This is a genomic window from Acinetobacter sp. IK40 (assembly GCF_035615075.1).
In the GTDB taxonomy this organism is placed as follows: Bacteria; Pseudomonadota; Gammaproteobacteria; order Pseudomonadales; family Moraxellaceae; genus Acinetobacter; species Acinetobacter courvalinii.
Window position 1 is genome coordinate 431,112 of the sequence record NZ_JANBOE010000001.1, and the last position, 24,004, is coordinate 455,115.

Here is a 24,004-nt window from a genome sequence, read left to right on the forward strand (position 1 = left end):
ATGTGGGGTATTCAATGACATTGATATTGATTTGGGGATTTATTGCTATTTTATTGGTGGCGGTGGCTTTTTTATTCTGGTTGCAGTTTAAAAATGTAGACGTACAAAACCAAGACCTTCAAGTTTTGCATCTTGAAGAAAAAGTTGTGCATTTGGAGTTACATCTTAAAAAGAGTCTGGAAATTATGCAGGACCTTGCCAAAAAAATGCATGTGCAACAGGAAGTGCTGGATCGGACCGTGGCAAATATGGCGGCATTAGAAAAGCAAAATGTTGAATTGGTCAATGTGTTAGAAATAATGGTTAAAGGTAGTAACAAGAGCCATTAAAATACATTTTGTATGATGTGCTTGATTTATATAATATGATTTTTATAAAAAATAAGATGAAATGATTTTATGAAGTCGAATTTTAAAAATAAGGGTATTTGTATTCTCGCAAGCAGCCTGCTGCTATTGGCCTGTGGTGGTGGGGGCTCTGGTCATAATGACGGAGCTAAAGTTGAAGAAAAACCAACTCAGGAAGATGTGCTTTACCAAGTTTCCTATCAATCTCCAAATATTTCATTGGAACGATATTTGGATGAATTTGAAATTACCAAGTATTCACTATTAAATAATCAGATTAATTTCAATAAGTCACATAATGAACCTTTAGACCAAAAGGTATTGACCGAAACAAAAGTGATAGAAAAAGGTACGCCGCAATCGAATGTCGTTAAACGGCTCTCTTCTACGCAATGGCTTTATGAACGCACACCTGAACTTAAGCAGAATTTAAACTTTCAACTGGTAAAATTAGAAGGTCAAAATATTTTTGATCGGGTAATGCCAGGTTATAGAGAACACTTTGATTTAACAGCGAATCCTGATCGACTTGACCAGAATTTAATTAAATTTTATTCCACTTATAAAGATGCTGTATTTCCTAAAGGGAGTTACTGTTATCGGCTAAAACAGAGCCAGTGGAACCAAGCTTATCTGGAGTCTTATTTTTCCTTCTCTGATTCTCCAACTTTTAATGAGCAGAAGCGGCAAATTATAGATCGATATAATAATCTGGGCGAGGATAAGAAGTATTTCAGACTTTTAGATACACAGTGGCATGGTTATAAACTGATTGGATTGGAAAACTTAGAGACGGCTGAAACAGACAGTAGATTAGGAAATAGTGAAAATCAAAGTACCAATAGCCAATTTTTTTCTAGTCATGTATGGGATGCGGACAAGCATTTAGCCTATGAAAAAAGTCATCCTTATCAAGGTGGAGATAGCCCAATTGATTTATGGATAAAGCAAAATCAACGTTTGAATAATGCCAAATTAGAGAACGGCTGTTTTGCCTTCAATACTCAGGCAGCCAACACACTCAAAAATCTGAATCTGATCAACTGGAAGCAAGGCGATAGTTCAGATGTTGGGCAGTTCTTAGGGTTAAGAACAACGACGAGACTTTCAAATGTAAACACTCAATCTGTTGAATCTAATCATTAATTTTATATTCGAGTTGAGATAGACGGATTATGAAACTATAAAGATTTATGCAAATTCGAAGGTGCATCACATAAATCTTCGTGCTACACTACGCTGAATCGGGCATTCACCCGATTTTTTTATGTGGTTGCTTTTTGTGTGGATGCCTCCACATTGAACAGATTTTAGGTTTGGAACATGACCATTTCAGAGACGTGGTTGCTCCCTGACGGGGTAGCAGATGTATTGCCCGAACAAGCGCAAGTTGTTGAAACATTGCGTAGAGAAGCGCTAGATTTCCTCGCAGTTCGAGGTTATCAATTGGTGTATACACCATTTATTGAATACATTGAATCGTTGTCTTTACTTTCAGAATCGAATCAAGATTTAGATCTAGTTACGTTCAAGGTCATTGACCAGCTGTCAGGCCGTTTGCTTGGCGTTCGTGCGGATATGACACCGCAAGTTGCACGTATTGATGCCCATGTACGTCCAGTCGAAGGCGTGGCACGTTATTGCTATGCAGGTTCAGTCTTGCATACCAAACCACAGAATTTTAATGCAACGCGTGCGCCTTTACAGTTAGGTGCAGAGTTGTATGGTCATGACAGCATCGAAGCTGATGTAGAAATGGTCAATGTGATGCTCGCTTTAATTGAGCACACACATACGCTTGAAGGGGCGCATCTAGATCTGGGCCACGTCGGTTTATTCCGTAGTCTGGTGAAGCATGCTGGCCTGAATAAAAATACCGAAAGTGAACTTTCTGACTTATATCAGCGTAAAGCCTTGCCAGAGCTGGAAGAATTTACCCAGAGTTTGGCGATGGGTGCAGATTTTTATGCTTTAGGTCGTTATGCAAGTGATCTGGATGCATTGCAGGCACATTTAAGCCAGGAAATTTTAAACGATGTTGATTTCAAGATTGCCTTTGAGGCATTGAAAACAACATTAGCGCAAATTCAGTCAAGCTGGCCGAATCTGAATGTAGGTGTCGATGTGGTTGAACTACGTAGTTACCACTATCACACGGGCTTGATGTATGCCATTTATGCACCAAATCGTGCTGCGCCACTGGCTCAGGGTGGGCGATATGACGGTATTGGCGAACACTTTGGTCGTGCGCGTCCAGCAACCGGTTTTAGCTGTGACTTATATGCACTAGGTGCAACACAGTTTGTCGACATCGAAACTGTTGTCGCACCAAAAGGTAATCAACAAGATTTATTCAATGCAATTGTAGATGCGCGTAGCCAAGGTTTACGTGTGGTGCAACTGTTAGGTAATGATGATTTAAGCTCAGTGCCCTATGCGACCCATCAGATGGTGTCTCAAAATGGTCAGTGGGTGATTGAAAAGATTTAATTGCCGGGTTTTAAGACTTGGTTTCCAATTTTAACAGCATGATGTAATGAGGCTATTATGGGCAAAAATGTTGTGGTACTTGGTACCCAATGGGGCGACGAAGGAAAAGGTAAAATCGTCGACCTGCTCACAGATCAAGCGGCTGCGGTAGTACGCTATCAAGGCGGTCACAACGCAGGACATACTCTTGTCGTAGGTGGTAAGAAGACTGTATTACACCTCATTCCATCAGGTATTTTACGTGAAAACGTATTGTGCTTAATCGGTAATGGTGTAGTTCTTTCTCCTGAAGCATTAATCAAGGAAATGGCCATTCTGGAACAAGAAGGCGTACCTGTTAAAGAACGTTTACGTATTTCTCCAAACTGTCCATTAATCTTGCCGAACCATATCGCGCTAGATCAGGCACGTGAGAAAAAACGTGGTAATGCCAAGATTGGTACTACAGGTCGTGGTATTGGTCCAGCTTATGAAGATAAAGTTGCACGTCGTGCAGTACGCGTCGCTGACTTGATTCGTGGTGGTGCGTTGCTTGAAGAAAAACTTCAGGAAATGCTTGAGTTGCATAACTTCCAGCTTTCTCAATTCTATGGCGTTGAAGAAGTTAAGTTTGAAGATGTACTTGCGCTTTGCAATGAATGGCGTGAAGTGCTTGAACCATTAGTGATTGACGTGACTAAAGTGTTACATGATTACCGTAAAGAAGGTAAGGCAATCATGTTCGAAGGCGCGCAAGGTTCATTACTTGACATCGATCACGGTACCTATCCATACGTAACCAGCTCGAATACTACTGCAGGCGGCGTAAGCTCTGGTTCAGGTATGGGACCACTGCATTTAGACTATGTCTTGGGTATTACCAAAGCTTATACAACACGTGTAGGTGCTGGTCCATTCCCAACTGAACTACACTACAATGCAGCAACCGATACTGGTGATGCGATTGGTCGTCACTTAGGTACAGTCGGTCATGAGTTTGGCGCGTCTACTGGCCGTCAACGTCGTTGTGGCTGGTTCGATGCAGAAATTCTACGTCGTTCAGTTGAAGTGAACTCATTGTCTGGTATTTGCTTGACTAAACTTGATGTATTAGATGGTTTAGAAGAAGTGAAAATCTGTGTAGGCTATGAAGATGTAGATTCAGGCTGTGCTGGTTCTTCTGATGCGATTTCATTCGAAAGCTTGAAGCCGATCTATGAAACCATGCCGGGTTGGAGCGAGTCGACTGTTGGTTTAACTCAAATCGATCAACTTCCTGCCAATGCATTGGCTTATGTACGTCGTATCGAAACGTTAATTGGTTGCCCAATTGATATCGTTTCAACAGGTCCTGACCGTGCAGAAACAATCGTATTACGTCATCCATTTTCAGCATAAGCTGAATAGATGACAAAAAAGCTCTCATGAATTTGAGAGCTTTTTTTATGGAAAAATTTCAGAAAAATAAGAGCTAATATGACCTTAAAACTGATTGCGGAAGACTTTATTCAACCCGAACATATCGATGCAGTGTTACCGCTGTATCAGGAGCTGGTTGAAAAAACCAGATCTGAGGCAGGCTGTATTGCTTACGACCTTTACCATGATCATAAGCAGAAAGGGCATTTTGTTTTCATTGAAGAATGGATCGATCGGGCTGCGCTGGATTTACATGTACAGTCTGAGCATTTTCAGCGCTTGGTGCCGCAAATTGATCAATATCAAACACAAGCTGGACGTTTTACGCATCTACATCGGTTTGAGGCTTTGTTTGAGAATCAAAATGATCAGTAATATGGCTTTGATCTAGCAAATGGTGATAGCAAAAAATCAGCTTTGGATTCCAGACTTTGTTATTTCACAGCTTCAAAAATCCTCGTTATATTAACTTTACGTTCAAACAAAGAGGGTGATAACAATGACGAAAAAGATAATCCGTTACAATGGCTATGAATTGGCGTGCCGATGTTGATTTGCATCACAGCGCTAAAAAAGGTGCAAACCAATTTTGATCAAGGCGGGGAGAGAGGTTGGTTTGACATTTATAACAAGAAGAATAATATTGAGTGATTAATAATAAAACCTATAAAAAGTCAAAGAGAACCGAAAAGGTTCTCTTTTTTAATTATAATCCTGTTGAGCCATTAAGGTAGACTATACCAATTAAAGTATGATTTACTTTAGTATTCCTAAAAGTGACTTGATAATTCATAGGATTATACTTAGCGCCTTCACAAGATAAACTTGCTATACCGCAAGCAGCATAGTAGTAAATAGAGTTGTTAGGAAAGTTAATATAAACACCATTTACTTTATTATTAAGTATATAAATGGATGTTGATCCTGTAAGAAGGCTTTCCAGAGGACCTTTATTATAACTCGTATGAATAGAAACATCATTGTGATTCGTGAAAATTAACTGTTCATATTGAGTTGGTAGAGAAGGAGAAGTTGAATCTGGCGGAGTTGATAGTGAAAGTGTCCATTGGAGCTGGTGAACTTGGCTCTCTGGTAACTGAACTTTAGTCGGTGCTTCTGTTAGCTTCCCTTCAACAGAGCCTGCAAGCGTAATGGTATTGATTTGTCCATCTACCGAATATTGTTTAGTTAATAGCAGGTTATTAAAATCAAGCTTAGCTTGCCCTGTTTTCATATTGACTGAATTGACAATATTAGCGCATGGATTGTTACTTTCTGAACATTGAAATTCTTTTTTTAAGGTTATTTGCTTACCATCTTTTTCAAATTCCATTAATTTGACGGAATTCGGGACAGCATTAATTAATGTATCATAATCGGCTTCTAAGCGGTAAAGCGTATTTGCATTCATATCAAAATCAAACTCTAAACGATAGCTTGTTTTGAACTGACCATTTTCTTTACTGAAGATTTGAGTGTAGCGATAGACATGAGTATCTACATTGGTCGATTGAGTGGAAGGTAAATTTTTTCCTAAAAATTTTAAATCTGTTTTAACTTCACTCATAACCTTGGGCGGAATATAAGTATTAACTGAATTGGAAGAGTCACCACCACATGCAGATAATAAGATAAGACTTGAAATCATCCCAACAGAAAGAAATATTTTTTTATGGCTGTGCATTTTGATTCTACCAATAGCATTATTATTACCATGGCTAATTATATTTAGCCAATTTCGGTAAAATTCTATCATGCAAAATGCTAGATATATATCGCTATTTATGACTCTTCAATTTCTTTCACTGCATTATAAACAGCAGCAGGTTCGATATTCAGAATCTTTTTACCAAAACTTCTAAGCCACCACACCAGTTGTGAGGTAAAAGGAACGGTTGCAGAAACTTCAACAATATTCTCTTCCAGAGCTTGGATGACCTGATCTTTGCTAAGCTGACTTTCGTAGAAGCTTTTAGCGGTACTCTCGCTCATAGTCAGTTTTAACTGAATCTGTTCAGTTGGCTTGTTATAGTCGACCCGGAAACCAAGAGCACCTGATTCAATATAATTATCAATATCAAAATTCACAGGATGTAAGGCACGATTGTCCAGCACGGTTGCTGATTTAAAACGATGCAAGGCGAAGGTCTGGACTTCGGTTTTATCATTACGGGTACAGATCAGGTAAATCACGGCACCTTTTTGCACCAATGCCAATGGATTCAGAATATAGGTCTTATCTTCGCCCTGATGGGTTCTGGCACGGTAAATACATTCAATCTGTTTGTCTTGCAATAAACCTTCGTAAATCGCCTGTTGTGCATGTTTGTCCACCACAGGCGGGATTAAAGGCTGCGTCGCAGGTACAATACGGACACGGTTAATCCATTGTCTTACGTTGTTCTGGGTTGAAAGGCTGCGCTTGGCAAGATCAAACCAGGGCATCATCTCTTCTAGCAAGCTGGGTGGGAGAAGGTGACGTAAATGCTCTTCTACCATCATGAAGGTCACCGCTTGCGAACTGGTCATGTGGGGTAAGCTTTGAATAGGCGCGTCAGAACGCCAGCGCCAGCCTTGAGGGACGGTTTTATTACTCTCGATAGGGAAGCGTTGCGCAATCTGATTTAGATCGCGCTGAATCGTTCTCAGGCTAATATCAATGCCTTCACGTTCTAAAATTTCTTGTAATTCCCGGGTCCCCATCCATTTTCCGGTCGAAAGGCGGGATAAAATCTGCCATTGGCGATAAAGGCTATTTGAAGTTTCTTTTTCTTGTACGGATGACATAAGCGTAATACGTAATTCAATGGTCTGAAGCACACACAATAAAAAAACTATACCTATTTAGCAAGTCCATCCGATCCAGATTACGTATTTACGACTGAAATGAACACGCTTTTGCTTAAATATTTTAAATAAGGACAAAAAATATTCATTTATAAGGTGTCTACGCTTCAGGTTTGGGCTTGTTAAATGTAGAGAGAAAAAGATGACCTATTGTTGTGCTTTAAGACTGGAACAAGGCTTGGTACTAATCAGTGATACCCGCACCAATGCCGGGGTGGACCATATTTCTGTTTTTCGAAAGCTTCACACCTTTGGGGTAGATGGAGAGCGGTTTATTGCTTTACAAACCTCCGGTAATCTGGCGACGACTCAGGCGGTGATTGGGCATTTGCAAAATGCGCTGACCTTACGGCAGGAACCAAATCTGAATACCGTCAATACCATGTTTGAAGTGGCTGAACTGATTGGTAAAACGTTACGTAAGGTGCTGGCAGATATTACTTCAGATCCACATGAGCAGATGAATTACTCTTGCAGTATTCTGGTGGCCGGGCAAATTCAGGGCGATAAAATGCAGTTGTATAATGTCTATCCGCAGGGTAATTTTATTTGTGCGACCACAGATACGCCTTATTTCCAGATTGGTGAAAGTAAATACGGGAAACCGATTCTGGACCGAGCCTTGTATTATAAAATGCCTTTGGATGATGCATTGCGTTGTGCACTGATTTCATTTGATTCGACCTTGCGTTCCAATGTCTCGGTCGGCTTGCCACTCGATGCACTGGTTTATCACAAAGATAGCTTTAAGATTCCAACTGGTAAACGGATCAGTGAAAATGATCTTTATTTTACCCAGATCAGTAAGCAGTGGTCGGAAACCTTAAGACGTGGTTTGCAAGAATTGCCGAAGCCGACGGCAGATTATGATTTATAAATCCAGGAAAATAAAAAATCCAGACATTGGCCTGGATTTTCGGTGTACTTAAAGGACTTTACGCAGTGGCCGATTGCTTAAACGACACAATAACTCATAGCCAATGGTACCGTTTGCAGTAGCAACATCATCCACAAGACGATGGGCGCCCCAAAGCTCTACTTTGGTACCAATCTCGGCTGTAATATTCGTTACATCAATCGCCATCATATCCATACTGACGCGTCCAACCACTGGAACCAGTTGCTGACCAATGGCCACAAAATTCTGCTGGGTATAGGCACGCGGATAACCATCACCATAGCCAATCGAAACAATGGCAATTTTTGAAGGGCAGGTTGCTGCATAAGTGGAACCATAGCCGACACATTCGCCTTGTTGAATCTGATTCAAAGCCATGATTTCTGCGCTAAAAGTCATCACCGGTTTCAGATTGAGCTCATGCACATTCTTGTCAGCAAAGGGAGAGGCACCATATAGCATGATTCCCGGACGGACAAAATCAAAATGCAGTTCTGGATATTTATAAATTGCTGCTGAATTACAGCATGAGGCTAAAATTGGTGCGCATGCCTGTTTAACCTGCAAAAATTGTTCTATTTGTTGTTCATTCAATGGATGATCGACATCGGCATTGGCAAAATGCATGGCAAGGACACAGGTAAAACCTTCTGCTTTTAAACGCTGGATGACCTCGATAATTTCGGTCACTTTAAAACCTAAACGGTTCATTCCGCTATTCAGTTTGACCCAGACCTTTAATCCTAAAGCATTGTAAGCTTGCTTGTGCTGGATTAGCCATTCGACTTGCTGGCTATGGTGAACGATACATTCAAGTTTCTGTTCAATCACCTGTGCCATTTCATCTTCAGAAAATATGCCTTCAATCAGCGTGATCGGTTGGGTGTATCCCAGTTGTCTGATCTCTAGCGCTTCTTCTAGGCAGGCGACACCAAAGGCGTCTGTGGCGTCCAAGGCGGCTAAGCAATCTTTAACTCCGTGTCCGTAAGCATTGGCCTTAACCATACTGACAATTTTTGAATGTGGAGCAAGTTGTTTAACGCGGTTGAAATTATATTGTAGTGCATCACTATCAATATAAACTGTTGCTTGGCGCACCCTGATTTCTCCTTTGGGACGACTTGGAAAGTAGATAAAGCAGCTATATAGGGGAAGAATTATTCCTCATCATCATACTGGGCATAGAACTCAGGTGAGAGGTTACTAAAACGGGTATATTGACCTTCGAAGGCAAGGCGCACACTACCAATTGGGCCGTTACGCTGTTTACCAATAATGATCTCGGCGGTGCCTGCTTCTTTGGATTCCTTGTTATAGACTTCATCACGGTAAATAAACATGATCAAGTCGGCATCCTGCTCGATCGCACCGGATTCACGTAAGTCGGACATTACTGGACGTTTGTTGGGACGGTTCTCCAAACTACGGTTCAGCTGTGATAGTGCGATAACAGGACATTGCATTTCTTTGGCAAGCGCTTTCAGGCTTCGGGAAATTTCCGAGATCTCGCCGACACGGTTATCACCCATACCGGGTACTTTCATCAACTGCAAGTAATCGACCATGATACAACCGATTTTGCCATCATGCATTTTGGCCACACGACGCGCACGGGCACGAAGTTCGGTAGGTGGCAGGGCAGAGGAATCATCGATATAGAGATGCATTTCCTGTAATTGCAGAATCGTCCCGGTGACTTTGGTCCATTCATCCGCATCCAGATTACCCGAACGTAAATGTCCTTGATGGACTTTACCCATAGCAGAAATCAAACGCATGGCAATCGAGTCTGCTGGCATCTCCATAGAGAATACCAGCGCTGGTAAGCGGTTATATTGCAATACACTTTCAACCAGATTCATGGCGAAAGTGGTTTTACCCATCGATGGACGTGCCGCGACAATAATCAAGTCACCCGGTTGCATGCCTGAGGTTTTATTATCCAGCTCTAAGAAGCCAGTAGTTAAGCCGGTAATGTTGCCATCTAGTTTAGACAGTTCATCTAATTTGGTGATAACGTCCGCAGTCACAGAACTGATTGATTTTGGCCCAGAATCTTTTTTATTGTTATTGTGCTGTTCCGCCAAAGAGAAAATACTGGTTTCTGCTAAATCAAGAATTTCACTGACTGGACGACCTTTGGTGTCATAGGCATTTTGTAAAATATCACTGCTGATCTTGATCATGTTGCGCAGCGTTGAAAATTCCTTGATTTTATTGGCATAAATTTCAAGGTTATAAAAGCTTGATGGGGAGTCTGCCATCAATTGCATCAAATATTCTTCACCACCAATGGCATCAAGCAGGTTTTGTTTGAGCAACCAGTCATTGACCAAAACTGCGTCATAAGGCGAGTTTTCTTGGGCCAGTTTTTCAATGGCACGATAAATATATTTGTGACGTGTTGCATAGAAATCATTTTCTTTGAGTAAGTCACTGACTTGTTCAAAAGATTCAGCCACCGTCATTAAGGCTGCTAAGACTGCCTGCTCGATAGCGAGATTGTGTGGCGGGGTACGGAATTCTTTTAGCTGACCTGAGTCACTCACTTTACTCTCTGTGTTTGGAGAATTTTTTGTAAAATTGGCATTCGCCTGTGACATAACAAGACCTAATAAAAAAGATGAAACAATACCGAGTGACTATCTTAATCCAAATGAAGCTGATCTGGACAATTTAATTCAGGGAAAATTGTGTAAGTGGTGCAATAGCATAATAGATAGTCATTTCTGCTATTGCAGCTTGATGGGCCAGATCGATGTAAGAAAAAAGGGCCGTTTTACTTTAAGGTTGTGCAAACCAGTCCTGTACGAACTTTCCATTTTTTAAGCGATAAGCTGAAAGACCGTAGCGAAGATCATTCTTTTGCGCATCTTTAACAAAGCCGGTGTCTTTGCCCAAAGAATAGAGGAAGGCATCCAGTAACAGCAGGGTAGCATCAATAAACCACCACACGCCCAAGCCACCAAAGGTAATTAATTTTAAAACGCCACTGGTCTTTTTACCGAGATAGAAACGATCTATTCCAAAAAATCCTAAAAACATGGCAAGTACCAAAGCAATGATACGATTCTTTTTTTGCATATCTGCGGCCCTATAGCGTGAGAATTATAAAATTTAAAACTTAATTCGAAGTCTTTTTGTATTTTTTAGACATAAAAAAAGAGCATGTAAAACATGCTCTTTTTCTTTGCAGAAATTACTCAGATACGATAGTAACGAGAACTTCAGCAACAACATCATGGTGCAATTGGATTGCGATGTTGAATTCACCAGTGTGACGAAGCGCACCGTTTGGTAAACGAACTTCTGCACGGTCTACAGTAAGACCAGCATTCGTTAAAGCATCAGCGATGTCACGAGTACCGATAGAACCGAAGAGTTTACCTTCATCACCAGCTTTCGCAGTGATAACGATGTTTACTTCGTTCAATTGTTCAGCACGTGCATTCGCAGCAGCTAATACTTCAGCTTCTTGCTTCTCAAGTTCAGCACGACGAGCTTCAAAAGCAGCAGTGTTTGCTTCAGTTGCAGCTACAGCTTTACCTTGAGGGATCAAGAAGTTACGACCGTAACCAGCTTTAACTGATACTTTGTCGCCTAATTTACCAAGGTTTTTAATGCGTTGTAATAAGATAACGTCCACAGCTCACCTCACTTACTTATGGTTGTCAGTGTACGGAATCAAAGACAAATAGCGAGCTTGTTTGATAGCTAACGCTAATTGACGTTGATAACGAGCTTTAGTACCTGTAATACGGCTAGGAACAATCTTGCCGTTTTCAGTGATGTACTGTTTTAAAGTGTCGATATCTTTGTAGTCGATGTACGCAACATTCTCAGCTGTAAAGCGGCAGAACTTGCGACGACGGTAAAAACGTGCCATTGATGTTCTCCTTATTCAGCTTCTTGAACTGCTTGTTGTGCTTCTTCACGTTGAGCTTTACGCGCACGTTTTTCTTCAGCACTCTTAGCAAGTAAAGATTCTTCAGTAATTGCGTGTTCACGACGGATGATGATGTTACGAATGATCGCGTCGTTATAACGGAACAATTCTTCTAATTCATCAAGAGTCGTTTGACCACATTCAACATTCATAAGAATGTAGTGTGCTTTGTGAATTTTGTTAATCGGGTAAGCCAATTGGCGGCGGCCCCAATCTTCTAAACGGTGAATTTGACCTTCAGCTTCTTTGATCTGAGAGATATAGCGTTCAACCATACCTACAACTTGATCGCTTTGGTCTGGATGTACCAATAGTACGATTTCGTAGTGACGCATTGTCAGCTCCTTACGGTTTAAGCAGCCCCTGATTATAAAAATCAGAAGCAAGGAGTCATAACTTAAAAAGTTATGTCGCAAATTGCGAAGCGGCGATTATAGTCAAATCAGCGTGATAAAGCAAATTTAGTGGGATTGTGTTTTTTAATTTTTTGTAGGGTCAGCAAAAAAGTAACAGCAATTTGTTTTGGAGATGAAATACAGTTTATGGAATTACAGCAAGGTACTAATAGGGTGAGAATCTTGGCTTAAATTAAGTGCAGAACAAGTGAGGAGTGAGAATAAAAGAGAGTTCATTTAGGCAATAAAGAAGCAAATGTTTTTATTGCACGAAATGATTACAGCGAGGGAGAATAAAAAGATAGAGCATTCTCTATCTTTTTAAAAAATAGGGAAGAATGGTGCAGGGCTTTTGAAGCTAAAGCTAAAGCTTAAACTGATGACAGTAATCAGAATTACTGAAAAAAGGAAAAAGCGTTTCGCCCAAAGCTGATCGTCTTTAGCCTTAAATCCTAAAATACCAATGTAGAACCAGTAAATACAAAGTGCATTACAGATCACCAGGAAAATCATGTTGGTGTATCCATAAACATACAGTGCATTCATTGCAACAGTAAATAAAACCACATAAATCAGTGATTCAATCTTGGTTCTTAAAATCGAACGCGCTACAGGTAAAATCGGAACGCCTGCATTTTTGTAATCGTCAAAACGATAAATTGCAATCGCCCATGAATGTGGCATTTGCCATAAAGCATATGCAACAAAAATCAATAAGGCCGCCATATCGAACTGATGACTTACAGCCGTATAACCAATAACAGGAGGACTCGCTCCGGAAATACTACCAATGACGGTTTGGTGGATTGTGGTGCGTTTGGTCCACAAACTATAAAAACCGACATAGACCACAAAACCAATCACTGCGAATAAAAATGCATAAGCATTGACATAGAACCAGAGAATGCTAAAGCCGATAATACCTAAGACCAAGGCATAGCACATGGCAACAGTAGGGGAAATGGTTTTAGTCACAAGCGCGCGGTTCATGGTGCGTTGCATTTTTTGATCGATGTCTTGATCAATTACATTATTGACGACACAACCCGAAGCAACCACAAAAGTTGTTCCAAGCAAGGTCAGTAATAATAAGAGGAAGTCTATAGAGCCTTGGGCGGCTAAGAAGAAGCCGCCCAAGGTGGTAATAAAATTACCGAAGAGAATTCCTGGTTTAGTCAGGAATAAATACTTTTTCCACATGACAATCAGTTTAGATCATCATGTTGTAGTGTAGGTAATTCATAATCCACACAGAGCCGACTAACAGTACAGCGATACATAAAATTGTGTAGATAAATGCAATAAGGTTCCAACGTTGGTCAGATGATGTATTCATGTGTAAGAAGTACACAAGTTGTACAAGCACCTGAGCAACGGCAGTGATTGCGATTACTGTAACTAAGACGCCACGACTGAAACCACCCGCCATCACCATCCCGAACGGGATGATGGTGAGGATAACAGAGAGGATAAATCCAACAGTGTATTGTTTAAAGTTACCGTGTGACGCACCTGCAGCATTATGCTCATGACTACTCATTAGAGAACTCCCAGTAAGTAAACGACGCTGAATACACAGATCCAAACGATGTCAAGGAAGTGCCAGAACAAGCTTAAGCAAGCAAGACGACGTGTATTCGGTAAAGTCAAACCATTCTTTTTGATCTGATACATCAATACCAGCATCCACACTAAACCAGAAGTTACGTGGATACCGTGTGTACCAACCAAGGTAAAGAACGATGATAAGAATGCACTGTGAGTTGGACCATGGCCTTCATGTACAAGGTGACGGAATTCGTAGATTTCCATCCCGATGAACGATGCACCAAAAAGGAATGTAATTAATAACCAAGTGATCACCTGATTTACATTCTTTTTATAAGATGCCAGTACAGCAAAACCAAATGTTACCGATGAAATCAATAAGGCAAATGTTTCAGTTAACACGAAGCCTAATGAATCATGGAACAGGTCATATGCACTTGGGGTTCCTGGTGGGATATGACTGCTTAATACAGCGAACGCGATGAAGAGTGATCCGAAAAGAATCAAGTCACTCATCAAGTATGTCCAGAAACCAAAGACCGTCAAGTCTGTATCATCATGCTCATGATGACCATCGTGGCCGTGGTTGTCGTGATGAAGTACTTCAGCCATTTCCTTAGTCCTTCTTCAAGTGTTTTTCAAGTAAAGCATAGCGTTCGTTTTCAATACGCTCAACTTCAGCAGCAGGAACATAGTAATCCACATTCTTGGTGAATGAGCTTACGATCAAGCTAACAACAGCTGAAACAAATGAAACAACAACGAGCCACCAAATATGCCAGATCAGTGCAAAACCAAGAATGGTAATGAACATGGCAATGACGAAGCCAGCAGCACGATCAGTCGGCATGTGGATGTCTTCATATTTAGTATTACGTGCGTATGCTACACCATTTTCTTTGTCAGTCCAGAAACGGTCAATGCCGCTTGCATCTGGTTCATGCGCAAAGTTATAGAACGGAGCAGGGGAAGAAGTCGCCCATTCAAGGGTACGGCCATCCCATGGATCGCCAGTGTGGTCCATGTTGTCCTTACGTTGTAAGAAACCAACAATGATTTGCATCAAGAAGCATGCAATACCGATTGCAACAAGAACAGCACCGAATAACGCGATAGCCAAGTATGGATCCCATTCAGGGTTGTCATATGTATTCAAACGACGTGTCATACCCATGAAACCAAGGATATAAAGTGGCATGAATGCAAAATAGAAACCGAAGAACCAGAACCAGAACGCAGCTTTACCCCATGCTTCATTGAGCTTCCAACCAAACATTTTCGGCCAGTAGAAGATGATGCCGGCAAACATACCAAACACCACACCACCGATAATTACGTTATGGAAGTGAGCGATCAAGAATAATGAGTTGTGTACCAGGAAGTCCGCAGGTGGAACAGCCATAAGTACACCAGTTAAACCACCGATACCGAATGTTACGAGGAAGCCAAGCGTCCATAACATAGGCGTAGTAAAGGTGATGCGACCTTTATACATGGTGAATAACCAAGAGAAGATTTTCACACCAGTCGGAATCGCAATAACCATGGTCATGATACCGAAGAACGCATTCACGTTCGCACCAGCACCCATGGTGAAGAAGTGGTGAAGCCATACAACGAACGCAAGAACAGTAATCGCGATGGTTGCATACACCATAGACTTATAACCGAACAACGCTTTACGAGAGAAGGTTGCCACGATTTCTGAGTATAGACCAAATGCTGGTAATACCAAGATATATACTTCAGGGTGACCCCAGGTCCAGATCAAGTTCACGTAAAGCATTGGGCTACCGCCAAGCTCATTGGTGAAGAAATGGAAACCGAAGTAACGGTCAAGCGTCAACATTGCAAGGGTACCTGTTAATACAGGGAATGATGCAATGATGAGTACAGCCGTACACAGTGAAGTCCACGTGAAAATAGGCATGTCCATGAGTTTCATGCCAGGTGCACGCATTTTGATGATGGTAACAAAGAAGTTAACACCAGATAACAGCGTACCTAGACCAGAAACCTGAAGCGCCCAGATATAGTAGTCAACACCCACACCAGGAGAATATTGAATGCCAGATAGAGGAGGATAAGCCATCCAACCAGTCGCAGCAAACTCACCCAATACCAGTGAAAGCATCATCAAACCAGCAGCACCGGCGAATAACCAGAAGCTTAAAGAGTTCAATAATGGGAACGCAACGTCACGAGCACCGATCTGTAAAGGTACAGAGATGTTCATCATACCAACAACGAGACCCATGGCTACGAAGAAGATCATGATCACACCGTGTGCGGTGAAGATCTGGTCGTAGTGGTCAGGATGCAGGTAACCTTCACCGCCGCCTTTCGCGAGGAAAAGTTGTAGACGCATCATGATCGCATCGGCGAAACCACGCAACAGCATGACGACAGATACGATGATATACATGATACCAATCTTTTTATGGTCTACCGTAATAAACCACTCATTCCACAAATATCCCCATTTTTTGAAATAGGTGATACCGCCTAAAACAGCAATTGCACCAAGTGCCATAAAGACCATGGTGACAAGTACAAGGGGTTCTGTCGGGATCGAATCCCACCCAAGTTTACCAAAAATCATATCCATGTCTTATTCCCCTTGAGCAGCGTGTTCTGCTGCAGCATGAGTTTCTGCTGTTGCATGTCCAGCAGAATGGTCAGCACCGTGATAGTTACTCATATAATGGTTGATAATTGTTTCAAACAATTTTGGTTCAACTGATGAGTAATAAGTCACTGGGTGTGGCTTAGTCGGGAACGGTTTCATCGCTTCAGCTTTAGCAAGCGCTTCTTCATCACCAGCAGCTTTAGCACGGTTGACTAAATGCTCGATCTGATGCTTAGAACGATCGCCATCTTTCAAAGTTGCTAATTCAGCTTGGTCAAGTGTACCTTTCTGAATTGCTTCAGGGTTAATACTTGTACCATTACCAGCTTTAACTGCTTCTACCCATTGCGCAAATTCCGGCTCAGTCACGCTGTGTGCTTTAAAGCGCATTTGTGAGAAACCATAACCTGAATAGTTTGCTGAGAAACCACGGAAAACACCTGGTTCATCTGCTAACAGGTGCAGGTGAGTTTGCATACCAGCCATTGCATAGATCTGGCCGCCTAACTGCGGGATGAAGAACGAGTTCATCGTAAAGTTAGAAGTGATCTTAAAGCTTACTGGTGTTTGCTCTGGGAAGCGTACTTCGTTTACCGTTGCAATGTTTTGCTCAGGATAGATAAAAATCCACTTGAACTGTTCAGCGACAGCTTGAATAGTCAATGGTGCTTTATCAGATTCTAACGGACGGTAAGGGTCGTACTTGTGGGAACCCCACCAAGTTAACCAAGCTAAAATACCAATAATAATGACAGGAACACCCCAAACAACGATCTCAATTGTCGTAGAGTGTGCCCAAGTAGGTTTATAGTCTGCATCTTTATTCGACGCGCGATATTTCCAACCAAACCACAATGCCATAATAATTGATGGAATTACCACCAATAGCATTAAATAGATCGCAGTCATCATCAAGTTACTTTGACCTTGACCAACTGGACCTTTATTGTTTAGAAGTACCATATCACCGCCACACCCAGTTAAGAGCGCGGCCATCGCAGATAAAGACAATACAGCTAAAATCGTTTGTCTCATTTTACAACCTCGGTGAAGAGTCCCATTCCCTAATTAAATTATGGGATAGCGATTAAAGTGTCGCGTGATTGATAAGAATTGTTTAAAAAATGCTTAGCAATCACGCGACACCGCTACGTTGTTGGGCATTATGCCTCATATTGAAGAACTAAGCTACTGATAAAGTGGCCTGAAATGCTTGTTTTAAAACCCGATTTATCTTGTAGGAATTAAGGTTGAGTTAAGTTCTTTTTGTATAGATATCAATTTAATATAAAAGAAAAGAGGATTAAATCCTCTTTTCTTTATCGAATTGTGACTACTGTTTAATTACCTTAGTTTTAGCCAATTTATCGTGCAGGGTTTGACGATTTTTGTTCAATGCGAAGAAAGCATAATCAACAATTGTAATAAATGGCATAAACAGTAAATTGAGAATAATAAAGAGAATGCTGCGTAACCAGAAAGCCCGAATTGAGCTGACCTGGGTCAATGTTTCAGCATCTACAATTTTAATTTTTGCAATTTTCTTACCTATACTCTGGCCTGATTTTGCAATAAAAAAAGCCTGAATCATCAACATGATAATCAAGTAGGCAAAAATACTCATCCAGGCTTCATTGGGGATGAGCTGCATTAGCTGTTGTTGTAATTCAACCGCTTTACTCGACGCAACTTGCGCTGTCTGTAATTGCTTTTGAATTTCAAATAATTCTTTATATTGAGCTTCATTAAAAAAGAATGAAGGAATGGCTGCCATTGGCAACCAAAGCATCAAGTCCAAGACTTTTGCCAGCGCACGAGAGTGAAAAGGCGCCAATTCAGGTTTGGCTTTTTGCTCCACCTTGATTTTAAAAGAAGACTCATTGCTTTCGGTTGCAACGGGGGCAGCAAAAGCTGAGTAACCTACAGGTTCGTATACAAGTTTACCTTGAGTAAGTTCACCAAGTGTTTTCCATTCAGCCATACCTTCGTGCCAAGCCAGATCCGTCAATAAAACTTGTTGACTGGCAAGCATTTGGTTCACTTGTTCTAAACTATAGGGACCAGCTTGTTGATTGTTACGAGCCAAGTAAATTTGCATAAATAAAAATTCTCTATTCTAAAGATGAAAAAAGACCCTGCCAGAGAGGGTCTTTTTCTAAAAAAGATTAGGCTTTCTTGATTTGCTCTTCAGCAAGGAAGAACCAGGTGTCAAGGACTGAGTCAGGATTTAATGATACAGATTCAATTCCTTGTTCCATGAGCCATTTTGCAAGATCAGGATGATCCGAAGGACCTTGACCACAAATACCGACATATTTGCCTGCTTTACGGCACGCATGAATTGCCATAGAAAGAAGCGCTTTCACTGCAGGATCACGTTCATCGAACAGGTGCGACACGATACCGGAATCACGATCCAGACCAAGTGTTAACTGGGTCAAGTCGTTTGAACCGATCGAGAAACCATCGAAGTGCTCAAGGAACTGTTCAGCCAATAATGCATTGGTAGGAAGTTCACACATCATGATCACTTTGAGACCGTTCTCACCACGTTTTAGGCCGTTTTGAGCAAGTAATTCGATCACACGTTTAGCTTCAGAAACCGTACGTACGAATGGGATCATGATTTGAATATTGGTTAGACCCATTTCATCACGAACTTTTTTCAAGGCACGGCATTCAAGTTCAAAGCAGTCACGGAAGTTATCTGAAACATAACGACTTGCACCACGGAAACCCAACATCGGGTTTTCTTCTTCTGGCTCGTACAATTTACCGCCGATCAGGTTGGCATATTCGTTTGACTTGAAGTCAGACATACGCACGATCACAGGCTTATCTGCAAATGCGGCTGCAAGGGTAGAAATACCTTCAACCAGTTTCTCGACATAGAATTCGATTGGAGAAGAGTAGCCCGCAGTACGCGCCATCACTGCTGCACGGGTTTCACGTGGCAAGCTGTCAATGTTCAACAATGCTTTCGGATGCACGCCGATCATACGGTTAATGATGAACTCAAGACGTGCAAGGCCGATCCCTTCATTCGGGATTTGGGCAAAGTCAAATGCACGGTCAGGGTTACCGACGTTCATCATGATTTTGAACGGTAATTGTGGCATAGAGTGAATTGAGTTACGTTGCACTTCAAAGTCAAGCGCACCTTCATAAATGAAGCCAGTATCACCTTCAGCACATGAAACAGTCACTTCCTGACCATCAGCAAGTACTTCTGTTGCATTACCACAACCGACAATCGCAGGCACACCTAATTCACGAGCAATAATAGCTGCGTGACAAGTACGACCACCACGGTTGGTCACAATAGCCGCAGCACGCTTCATCACTGGTTCCCAGTCTGGGTCAGTCATGTCAGATACTAGTACGTCACCGTCCTGAACCTTATCCATTTCTTTAATTGAAGTCACAACACGAACTTTACCTGAACCAATGCGTTGACCGATTGAACGGCCTTCACAAATTACAGTACCACGTTGTTTTAACAGGTAGCGTTCCATTGTGCCGACATTCTGGCGGCTTTTTACTGTTTCCGGACGTGCCTGAACGATATAGATTTGGCCATCATCGCCATCTTTCGCCCATTCGATGTCCATTGGAGAACCATAATGCTGTTCAATGATCAAAGCTTGCTTCGCTAATTCGTGAAGCTCGTGATCATTTAAGGCAAACTGTTGACGTTCCTGTTTTTCAACATCAACGATCACCACTGATTTACCCGCTGCACCTTCTTCACCATAAATCATTTTCTGGTGTTTAGAACCGAGATTACGACGTAACACAGAATGTTTACCGGCATTTAGCAGCGGTTTTGATAAATAGAATTCGTCAGGGTTAACCGCACCTTGTACGACCATTTCGCCCAAGCCATAAGATGCAGTAATGAACACCACATCACGGAAACCAGATTCGGTATCAAGTGTAAACATAACACCAGCAGCACCAGTTTCAGAACGAACCATACGTTGTACGCCAGCAGAAAGGGCAACAACACTATGTTCAAAACCTTGGTGTACACGGTAAGCAATGGCACGGTCATTATAAAGCGATGCAAATACTTCTTTAATTGCGATAAGAATGTTATCAATACCGCGGATATTTAAGAAAGTTTCTTGTTGCCCTGCAAATGAAGCGTCAGGTAAGTCTTCAGCAGTTGCCGAAGAACGTACAGCAACGGCAATGTCTGGGTTACCGTTTGAAAGTGCTGCAAAGGCATCACGAATTTCTTGTTCTAATGTCGCAGTAAGCGGAGTGTCAACAATCCATTTACGGATTTTTGCACCAGTCTCAGCAAGTGCAATGACATCATCAACATTGAGTTGGGTAAGTTCAGCCTGAATTCGAGCATTTAAGCCGCTTTGATCCAAGAACTCACGATAGGCAGCAGCAGTTGTTGCAAAACCACCTGGTACCGATACACCAGCATTGGATAAATGGCTGATCATTTCACCCAGAGATGAGTTTTTCCCACCTACGAGTTCGACATCGTGTTTTCCTAATTTTTCCAGACCGATTACGCGCGCTTCCAAAGTATTTACTCCACTTTTTTTGCAGTATGAATGACCATCATTGGTATGAAATTATACAAAAGTGCCTAGATTTAGTATTTTACTAAGCGACAGTCATGTTAGATGAGTTTACTATAAAGATTATAGAGCACTAAGACAAATGTTTAAGGAGAATTTTGATGCCCGTAAGTAAAGAAATTAAACGGAGCGTTTTTTTTATTTCGGATGGCACCGCAATTACTGCAGAAACCCTTGGACATTCACTACTTGCGCAATTTCCGAACGTGGATTTTGACATCCATATCATGCCTTATATCGCGACCGAAGAGGCCGCAATGGTGGCTGTGGCAGAGATCAATGCCTGCCAGTCTCGGGATGGCTCTTTGCCGCTGGTTTTTGATACCTTGGTTGATCCGAATGTCCGTGAAATCATTAATACGGCCAAAGCGGTTAATCTGGATGTATTTGAAGGCCTGATCAGTAAATTAGAACAAGAAATCGGGGTGCCGCCTACCACTTTGGTCGGGCAAACGCATGCGGTTACCGATTCTGAATATTATAAAGCCCGTATCGATGCGGTGCATTTTGCGCTGGACAATGATGATGGTGCCAGAACACGTCATTATGACAAAGCCGATATCATTTTGATTGGGGTATCGCGCTCTGGTAAAACCCCAACCTCGATTTATTTGTCATTACAATTCGGGATTCGTGTAGCAAACTACCCTTTAACCGAGGAAGACCTGGATGACAACCGTTTGCCAAAAGTGCTGCGTGAACATAAGAACAAACTGTTTGGCCTGATGATTGATGCCGAGCGTCTGGTTGCGATTCGTAATGAACGTAAGGCTAATAGTCGTTATTCAAGTTTTAGTCAGTGCCAGATGGAACTCCGTGCAGTTGAAGGCATCTATATCTCGGAAGGGATTAAATATCTCAATGTCACAGAAATGTCGATTGAAGAAATCTCAACCCGTGTTTTGCAAATGACCGGTTTAAAACGTCGTATTGGTTAAAAATGCGATTTAATAGAAAAAGCGTGGTCGATGTGCTGCGCTTTTTTTATTTTGGGAATAATAAAAACAGGACAATAGAATGAAAAGATATATAGTTCTTTTAGCTCTACTGATAATTTCGCAAACGCATGCGGAAACCTTGGCGCAGTTTGAAAAAAAGCTCATTCAAAAATATGCAAATAAAGACTTTTATCAGGTCAATCACGTAATCGAGTCGGAAATCGTCGAGAAAATCGAGCATGATCCAGCCAGCTTTAAATATTCCTTTCCTGTTTTGCAAGACCATTACCATATGTATATCCAGTTTTCACCGGATCAGCAGTTAAAGTTTTATACTTTTGATGTGGGTGGTGGTGGAACAATGGGTGAATACGCCTCTTATGTGCAAACTCAAAATGGTGGCAAAACGCACTTAACTGCAGTTGAAACAGGTTTTATTTTTGATGTAAAGCAAACGATATTGGCGAAACAACCGGTCTATCTGGTTGAGAGCTATTATAAAGGTAGCAGCTGTGTCGGTGCTTATGCGATTGGAGCATTTCAGCCGATTAAAACGGGAGCGGTGCGGCCAATAAAGCTATTCCAGACCAAAACAAAGCTGCTGGATCATAGCCAGGTTGATTTTGACTGTAACAATCATGAAGATCGGAATGATGTGCCTGATTATATTCGCAGTGATAAAAAATTAAATACGATTGATATTATGCTGCTGGATCAAAATTCAAAACCACAGGCCAAGTATTTGCGTTATCGCAAAAGCAATACGGTTTATCAGTATATAGGCGTCGTGAAGTAAGCATCATTTATGAAAAATAATGCTTACTTTCAGATAGCCATTTAGCTGTTTTTAAGGTCCATCAACAGGCTAAAGTTTTCTAACCGTTTCTGGGTGTCGTAAATATCACAGGTGAAAATAAACTCATCTACTTCATATTGACTGGCAATTTTATTTAAACCGGCTTTCACTGTTTCTGCTGAACCGATTTGCGCCATGGCATAGAAATTCTGAATGGCAAGTTGCTCAGAACTGTTTGCCAGACCTTGAGTCGATGCAATGGGTGGTTTGAGTTTCAGGCTGTGGCCCCGGATCAGGTTCAAGATCCGTTGATAAGAACTGGTTGCCAGATGTTGAGCTTCTTCATCGCTTTCGGCAACCACGGTCGGGACACCCATCGATACATAAGGTTGATCCAGATATTCAGAAGGCTGGAAATTATCCCGATAGATATCGATGGCCTGACCTAACATTCTTGGGGCAAAGTGCGAAGCAAATGAGTAGGGCAGTCCCAGCTTGGCTGCCAGTTGCGCACTAAATAAACTTGAACCGAGTAACCAGACTGGTACATGGGTATTTTGCCCAGGCGTTGCAATAATTCGTTGACCCGGTTGCGGTGCTTTAAAATATTGTAAAATTTCCTGCACATCTTGCGGAAATTGATCCTCTGTTTCCTGACGTCCTCGACGTAATGCGCGCATGGTCATCTGGTCGGTACCCGGTGCACGGCCCAGACCCAGTTCAAAACGATCTGGATAAAGTGTTGCCAAGGTGCCGAATTGTTCTGCCACCACCAATGGTGCATGATTGGGCAGCATGATCCCGCCTGAACCCAAACGGATGTTTTGAGTGTTTGCCGCAATAAAACCTAATAAAACCGCTGTGGCAGAACTGGCAATCCCATCCATATTGTGATGTTCGGCCAACCAGAAACGTTCATAGCCTAACTTTTCAGCATGCTGTGCAAGCTCTAAAGCATGGCGTAGTGAAAATTCAATACTCTTATCATCTCTAACAGGAGCTAATTCCAGAATAGAGAACTTTATATCTTGTAGTGTTTTCATCATTACATCTCAAAACTATATATCGAAATACTACGATATAAGTTTGAGTTTGTATATCGAATTTGTTCGATATATTGTTTCAGCCCATAAAAAAAGCACCCGCAGGTGCTATAAAAGGTAAAGCGAAT

General features: G+C 41.6%; 24 protein-coding genes. 8 read left to right on the plus strand and 16 right to left on the minus strand.

Translation table 11 applies throughout. From position 1 onward, the window contains the following. Positions 1-14 precede the first annotated feature (14 nt). The 5 genes from MSG93_RS02125 to MSG93_RS02145 all read left to right on the plus strand — a co-directional run bounded on the left by MSG93_RS02125 (position 15) and on the right by MSG93_RS02145 (position 4,610). Complete coding sequence (locus MSG93_RS02125) at positions 15-329, plus strand: hypothetical protein (RefSeq protein WP_324620164.1); 315 nt, start codon at positions 15-17, stop codon at positions 327-329. Between the two features lie 69 nt (positions 330-398). Continuing rightward, entirely contained in the window at positions 399-1,493 is a 1,095-nt protein-coding gene (locus tag MSG93_RS02130) for a hypothetical protein (protein WP_324620166.1), read from the plus strand. Between the two features lie 177 nt (positions 1,494-1,670). Continuing rightward, entirely contained in the window at positions 1,671-2,837 is a 1,167-nt protein-coding gene (locus MSG93_RS02135) for an ATP phosphoribosyltransferase regulatory subunit (protein WP_324620168.1), read from the plus strand. Positions 2,838-2,894: 57 nt separating this feature from the next. Continuing rightward, positions 2,895-4,214 (plus strand): adenylosuccinate synthase, encoded by a 1,320-nt coding sequence (locus MSG93_RS02140; protein WP_005229615.1) that lies wholly within the window; start codon positions 2,895-2,897, stop codon positions 4,212-4,214. A gap of 78 nt (positions 4,215-4,292) precedes the next feature. Then, positions 4,293-4,610 (plus strand): putative quinol monooxygenase, encoded by a 318-nt coding sequence (locus MSG93_RS02145; RefSeq protein WP_324620171.1) that lies wholly within the window; start codon positions 4,293-4,295, stop codon positions 4,608-4,610. A gap of 331 nt (positions 4,611-4,941) precedes the next feature. Here MSG93_RS02145 and MSG93_RS02150 read toward each other — a convergent pair whose 3' ends face one another. Together MSG93_RS02150 and MSG93_RS02155 are read right to left on the minus strand one after the other, a co-directional pair. Further along, on the minus strand, positions 4,942-5,919 hold the full coding sequence (locus MSG93_RS02150; RefSeq protein WP_324620647.1) for a hypothetical protein: 978 nt from the start codon (positions 5,917-5,919) through the stop codon (positions 4,942-4,944). A 98-nt stretch (positions 5,920-6,017) separates the two neighbouring features. Continuing rightward, positions 6,018-7,022 carry a helix-turn-helix transcriptional regulator gene (locus MSG93_RS02155; RefSeq protein WP_032880419.1) on the minus strand — a complete coding sequence of 335 codons (1,005 nt, stop codon included), beginning with the start codon at positions 7,020-7,022 and terminating at the stop codon, positions 6,018-6,020. A 202-nt stretch (positions 7,023-7,224) separates the two neighbouring features. Between MSG93_RS02155 and MSG93_RS02160 the strand changes: the two genes are divergently transcribed. After that, positions 7,225-7,959 (plus strand): proteasome-type protease, encoded by a 735-nt coding sequence (locus MSG93_RS02160; RefSeq protein ID WP_005229623.1) that lies wholly within the window; start codon positions 7,225-7,227, stop codon positions 7,957-7,959. Positions 7,960-8,007: 48 nt separating this feature from the next. On the opposite strand, the gene alr is transcribed toward MSG93_RS02160, so the two are convergent. The 13 genes from alr to ppsA form a co-directional block, all read right to left on the minus strand. Next, complete coding sequence (gene alr, locus MSG93_RS02165; RefSeq protein ID WP_324620176.1) at positions 8,008-9,078, minus strand: alanine racemase; 1,071 nt, start codon at positions 9,076-9,078, stop codon at positions 8,008-8,010. 59 nt (positions 9,079-9,137) lie between these two features. After that, a complete protein-coding gene (dnaB, locus tag MSG93_RS02170; RefSeq protein WP_004771579.1) occupies positions 9,138-10,583 on the minus strand; it encodes a replicative DNA helicase in 1,446 nt (481 codons plus the stop codon). Between the two features lie 181 nt (positions 10,584-10,764). Continuing rightward, positions 10,765-11,064 (minus strand): TM2 domain-containing protein, encoded by a 300-nt coding sequence (locus MSG93_RS02175; RefSeq protein ID WP_005229627.1) that lies wholly within the window; start codon positions 11,062-11,064, stop codon positions 10,765-10,767. Between the two features lie 115 nt (positions 11,065-11,179). After that, positions 11,180-11,626, minus strand: a complete 447-nt coding sequence (rplI, locus tag MSG93_RS02180) for a 50S ribosomal protein L9 (protein WP_005229629.1) — start codon at positions 11,624-11,626, stop codon at positions 11,180-11,182. A gap of 12 nt (positions 11,627-11,638) precedes the next feature. Next, complete coding sequence (rpsR, locus tag MSG93_RS02185) at positions 11,639-11,866, minus strand: 30S ribosomal protein S18 (RefSeq protein WP_000090661.1); 228 nt, start codon at positions 11,864-11,866, stop codon at positions 11,639-11,641. Positions 11,867-11,877: 11 nt separating this feature from the next. Then, a complete protein-coding gene (gene rpsF / locus MSG93_RS02190; RefSeq protein WP_004638540.1) occupies positions 11,878-12,261 on the minus strand; it encodes a 30S ribosomal protein S6 in 384 nt (127 codons plus the stop codon). A gap of 381 nt (positions 12,262-12,642) precedes the next feature. Next, entirely contained in the window at positions 12,643-13,521 is an 879-nt protein-coding gene (gene cyoE, locus MSG93_RS02195) for a heme o synthase (protein ID WP_009514438.1), read from the minus strand. A gap of 10 nt (positions 13,522-13,531) precedes the next feature. Next, positions 13,532-13,861 carry a cytochrome o ubiquinol oxidase subunit IV gene (locus MSG93_RS02200; protein WP_005229635.1) on the minus strand — a complete coding sequence of 110 codons (330 nt, stop codon included), beginning with the start codon at positions 13,859-13,861 and terminating at the stop codon, positions 13,532-13,534. Next, the gene (cyoC, locus tag MSG93_RS02205) at positions 13,861-14,481 is read right to left on the minus strand and encodes a cytochrome o ubiquinol oxidase subunit III (protein ID WP_005229636.1); all 621 of its coding nucleotides are present in this window, start codon (positions 14,479-14,481) and stop codon (positions 13,861-13,863) included. Before cyoC ends, MSG93_RS02200 begins: the two co-directional genes overlap by 1 nt. A gap of 4 nt (positions 14,482-14,485) precedes the next feature. Continuing rightward, positions 14,486-16,477: a cytochrome o ubiquinol oxidase subunit I gene (cyoB, locus tag MSG93_RS02210; protein WP_005229638.1), complete on the minus strand. Its 1,992-nt coding sequence runs from the start codon at positions 16,475-16,477 to the stop codon at positions 14,486-14,488. A gap of 3 nt (positions 16,478-16,480) precedes the next feature. Continuing rightward, positions 16,481-17,533, minus strand: coding sequence for a ubiquinol oxidase subunit II (gene cyoA / locus MSG93_RS02215; RefSeq protein WP_005229642.1), 1,053 nt, complete (start codon positions 17,531-17,533; stop codon positions 16,481-16,483). A gap of 298 nt (positions 17,534-17,831) precedes the next feature. Continuing rightward, a complete protein-coding gene (locus MSG93_RS02220; RefSeq protein WP_199972491.1) occupies positions 17,832-18,596 on the minus strand; it encodes an RDD family protein in 765 nt (254 codons plus the stop codon). 67 nt (positions 18,597-18,663) lie between these two features. After that, a complete protein-coding gene (gene ppsA, locus MSG93_RS02225; RefSeq protein WP_004771590.1) occupies positions 18,664-21,042 on the minus strand; it encodes a phosphoenolpyruvate synthase in 2,379 nt (792 codons plus the stop codon). 158 nt (positions 21,043-21,200) lie between these two features. Here ppsA and ppsR point away from each other — a divergent pair, with 158 nt between their 5' ends. Further along, the gene (gene ppsR, locus MSG93_RS02230; RefSeq protein ID WP_005229647.1) at positions 21,201-22,037 is read left to right on the plus strand and encodes a posphoenolpyruvate synthetase regulatory kinase/phosphorylase PpsR; all 837 of its coding nucleotides are present in this window, start codon (positions 21,201-21,203) and stop codon (positions 22,035-22,037) included. Positions 22,038-22,116: 79 nt separating this feature from the next. Beyond that, positions 22,117-22,833: a hypothetical protein gene (locus MSG93_RS02235; protein ID WP_324620281.1), complete on the plus strand. Its 717-nt coding sequence runs from the start codon at positions 22,117-22,119 to the stop codon at positions 22,831-22,833. 41 nt (positions 22,834-22,874) lie between these two features. Here MSG93_RS02235 and MSG93_RS02240 read toward each other — a convergent pair whose 3' ends face one another. Beyond that, the gene (locus MSG93_RS02240; protein ID WP_324620283.1) at positions 22,875-23,876 is read right to left on the minus strand and encodes an LLM class flavin-dependent oxidoreductase; all 1,002 of its coding nucleotides are present in this window, start codon (positions 23,874-23,876) and stop codon (positions 22,875-22,877) included. Between the last annotated feature and the right edge of the window lie 128 nt (positions 23,877-24,004).

What these genes read in the sequence shown, in the direction of transcription:
- MSG93_RS02125 (WP_324620164.1), top strand. Translation starts at nt 15, where the DNA reads ATGACATTGATATTGATTTGGGGATTTATTGCTATTTTATTGGTGGCG.
- MSG93_RS02130 (WP_324620166.1), top strand. Translation starts at nt 399, where the DNA reads ATGAAGTCGAATTTTAAAAATAAGGGTATTTGTATTCTCGCAAGCAGC.
- MSG93_RS02135 (WP_324620168.1), top strand. Translation starts at nt 1,671, where the DNA reads ATGACCATTTCAGAGACGTGGTTGCTCCCTGACGGGGTAGCAGATGTA.
- MSG93_RS02140 (WP_005229615.1), top strand. Translation starts at nt 2,895, where the DNA reads ATGGGCAAAAATGTTGTGGTACTTGGTACCCAATGGGGCGACGAAGGA.
- MSG93_RS02145 (WP_324620171.1), top strand. Translation starts at nt 4,293, where the DNA reads ATGACCTTAAAACTGATTGCGGAAGACTTTATTCAACCCGAACATATC.
- MSG93_RS02150 (WP_324620647.1), bottom strand. Translation starts at nt 5,919, where the DNA reads ATGCACAGCCATAAAAAAATATTTCTTTCTGTTGGGATGATTTCAAGT.
- MSG93_RS02155 (WP_032880419.1), bottom strand. Translation starts at nt 7,022, where the DNA reads ATGTCATCCGTACAAGAAAAAGAAACTTCAAATAGCCTTTATCGCCAA.
- MSG93_RS02160 (WP_005229623.1), top strand. Translation starts at nt 7,225, where the DNA reads ATGACCTATTGTTGTGCTTTAAGACTGGAACAAGGCTTGGTACTAATC.
- dnaB (WP_004771579.1), bottom strand. Translation starts at nt 10,583, where the DNA reads ATGTCACAGGCGAATGCCAATTTTACAAAAAATTCTCCAAACACAGAG.
- MSG93_RS02175 (WP_005229627.1), bottom strand. Translation starts at nt 11,064, where the DNA reads ATGCAAAAAAAGAATCGTATCATTGCTTTGGTACTTGCCATGTTTTTA.
- rpsR (WP_000090661.1), bottom strand. Translation starts at nt 11,866, where the DNA reads ATGGCACGTTTTTACCGTCGTCGCAAGTTCTGCCGCTTTACAGCTGAG.
- rpsF (WP_004638540.1), bottom strand. Translation starts at nt 12,261, where the DNA reads ATGCGTCACTACGAAATCGTACTATTGGTACATCCAGACCAAAGCGAT.
- cyoE (WP_009514438.1), bottom strand. Translation starts at nt 13,521, where the DNA reads ATGTGGAAAAAGTATTTATTCCTGACTAAACCAGGAATTCTCTTCGGT.
- MSG93_RS02200 (WP_005229635.1), bottom strand. Translation starts at nt 13,861, where the DNA reads ATGAGTAGTCATGAGCATAATGCTGCAGGTGCGTCACACGGTAACTTT.
- cyoC (WP_005229636.1), bottom strand. Translation starts at nt 14,481, where the DNA reads ATGGCTGAAGTACTTCATCACGACAACCACGGCCACGATGGTCATCAT.
- cyoB (WP_005229638.1), bottom strand. Translation starts at nt 16,477, where the DNA reads ATGGATATGATTTTTGGTAAACTTGGGTGGGATTCGATCCCGACAGAA.
- cyoA (WP_005229642.1), bottom strand. Translation starts at nt 17,533, where the DNA reads ATGAGACAAACGATTTTAGCTGTATTGTCTTTATCTGCGATGGCCGCG.
- MSG93_RS02220 (WP_199972491.1), bottom strand. Translation starts at nt 18,596, where the DNA reads ATGCAAATTTACTTGGCTCGTAACAATCAACAAGCTGGTCCCTATAGT.
- ppsR (WP_005229647.1), top strand. Translation starts at nt 21,201, where the DNA reads ATGCCCGTAAGTAAAGAAATTAAACGGAGCGTTTTTTTTATTTCGGAT.
- MSG93_RS02235 (WP_324620281.1), top strand. Translation starts at nt 22,117, where the DNA reads ATGAAAAGATATATAGTTCTTTTAGCTCTACTGATAATTTCGCAAACG.
- MSG93_RS02240 (WP_324620283.1), bottom strand. Translation starts at nt 23,876, where the DNA reads ATGAAAACACTACAAGATATAAAGTTCTCTATTCTGGAATTAGCTCCT.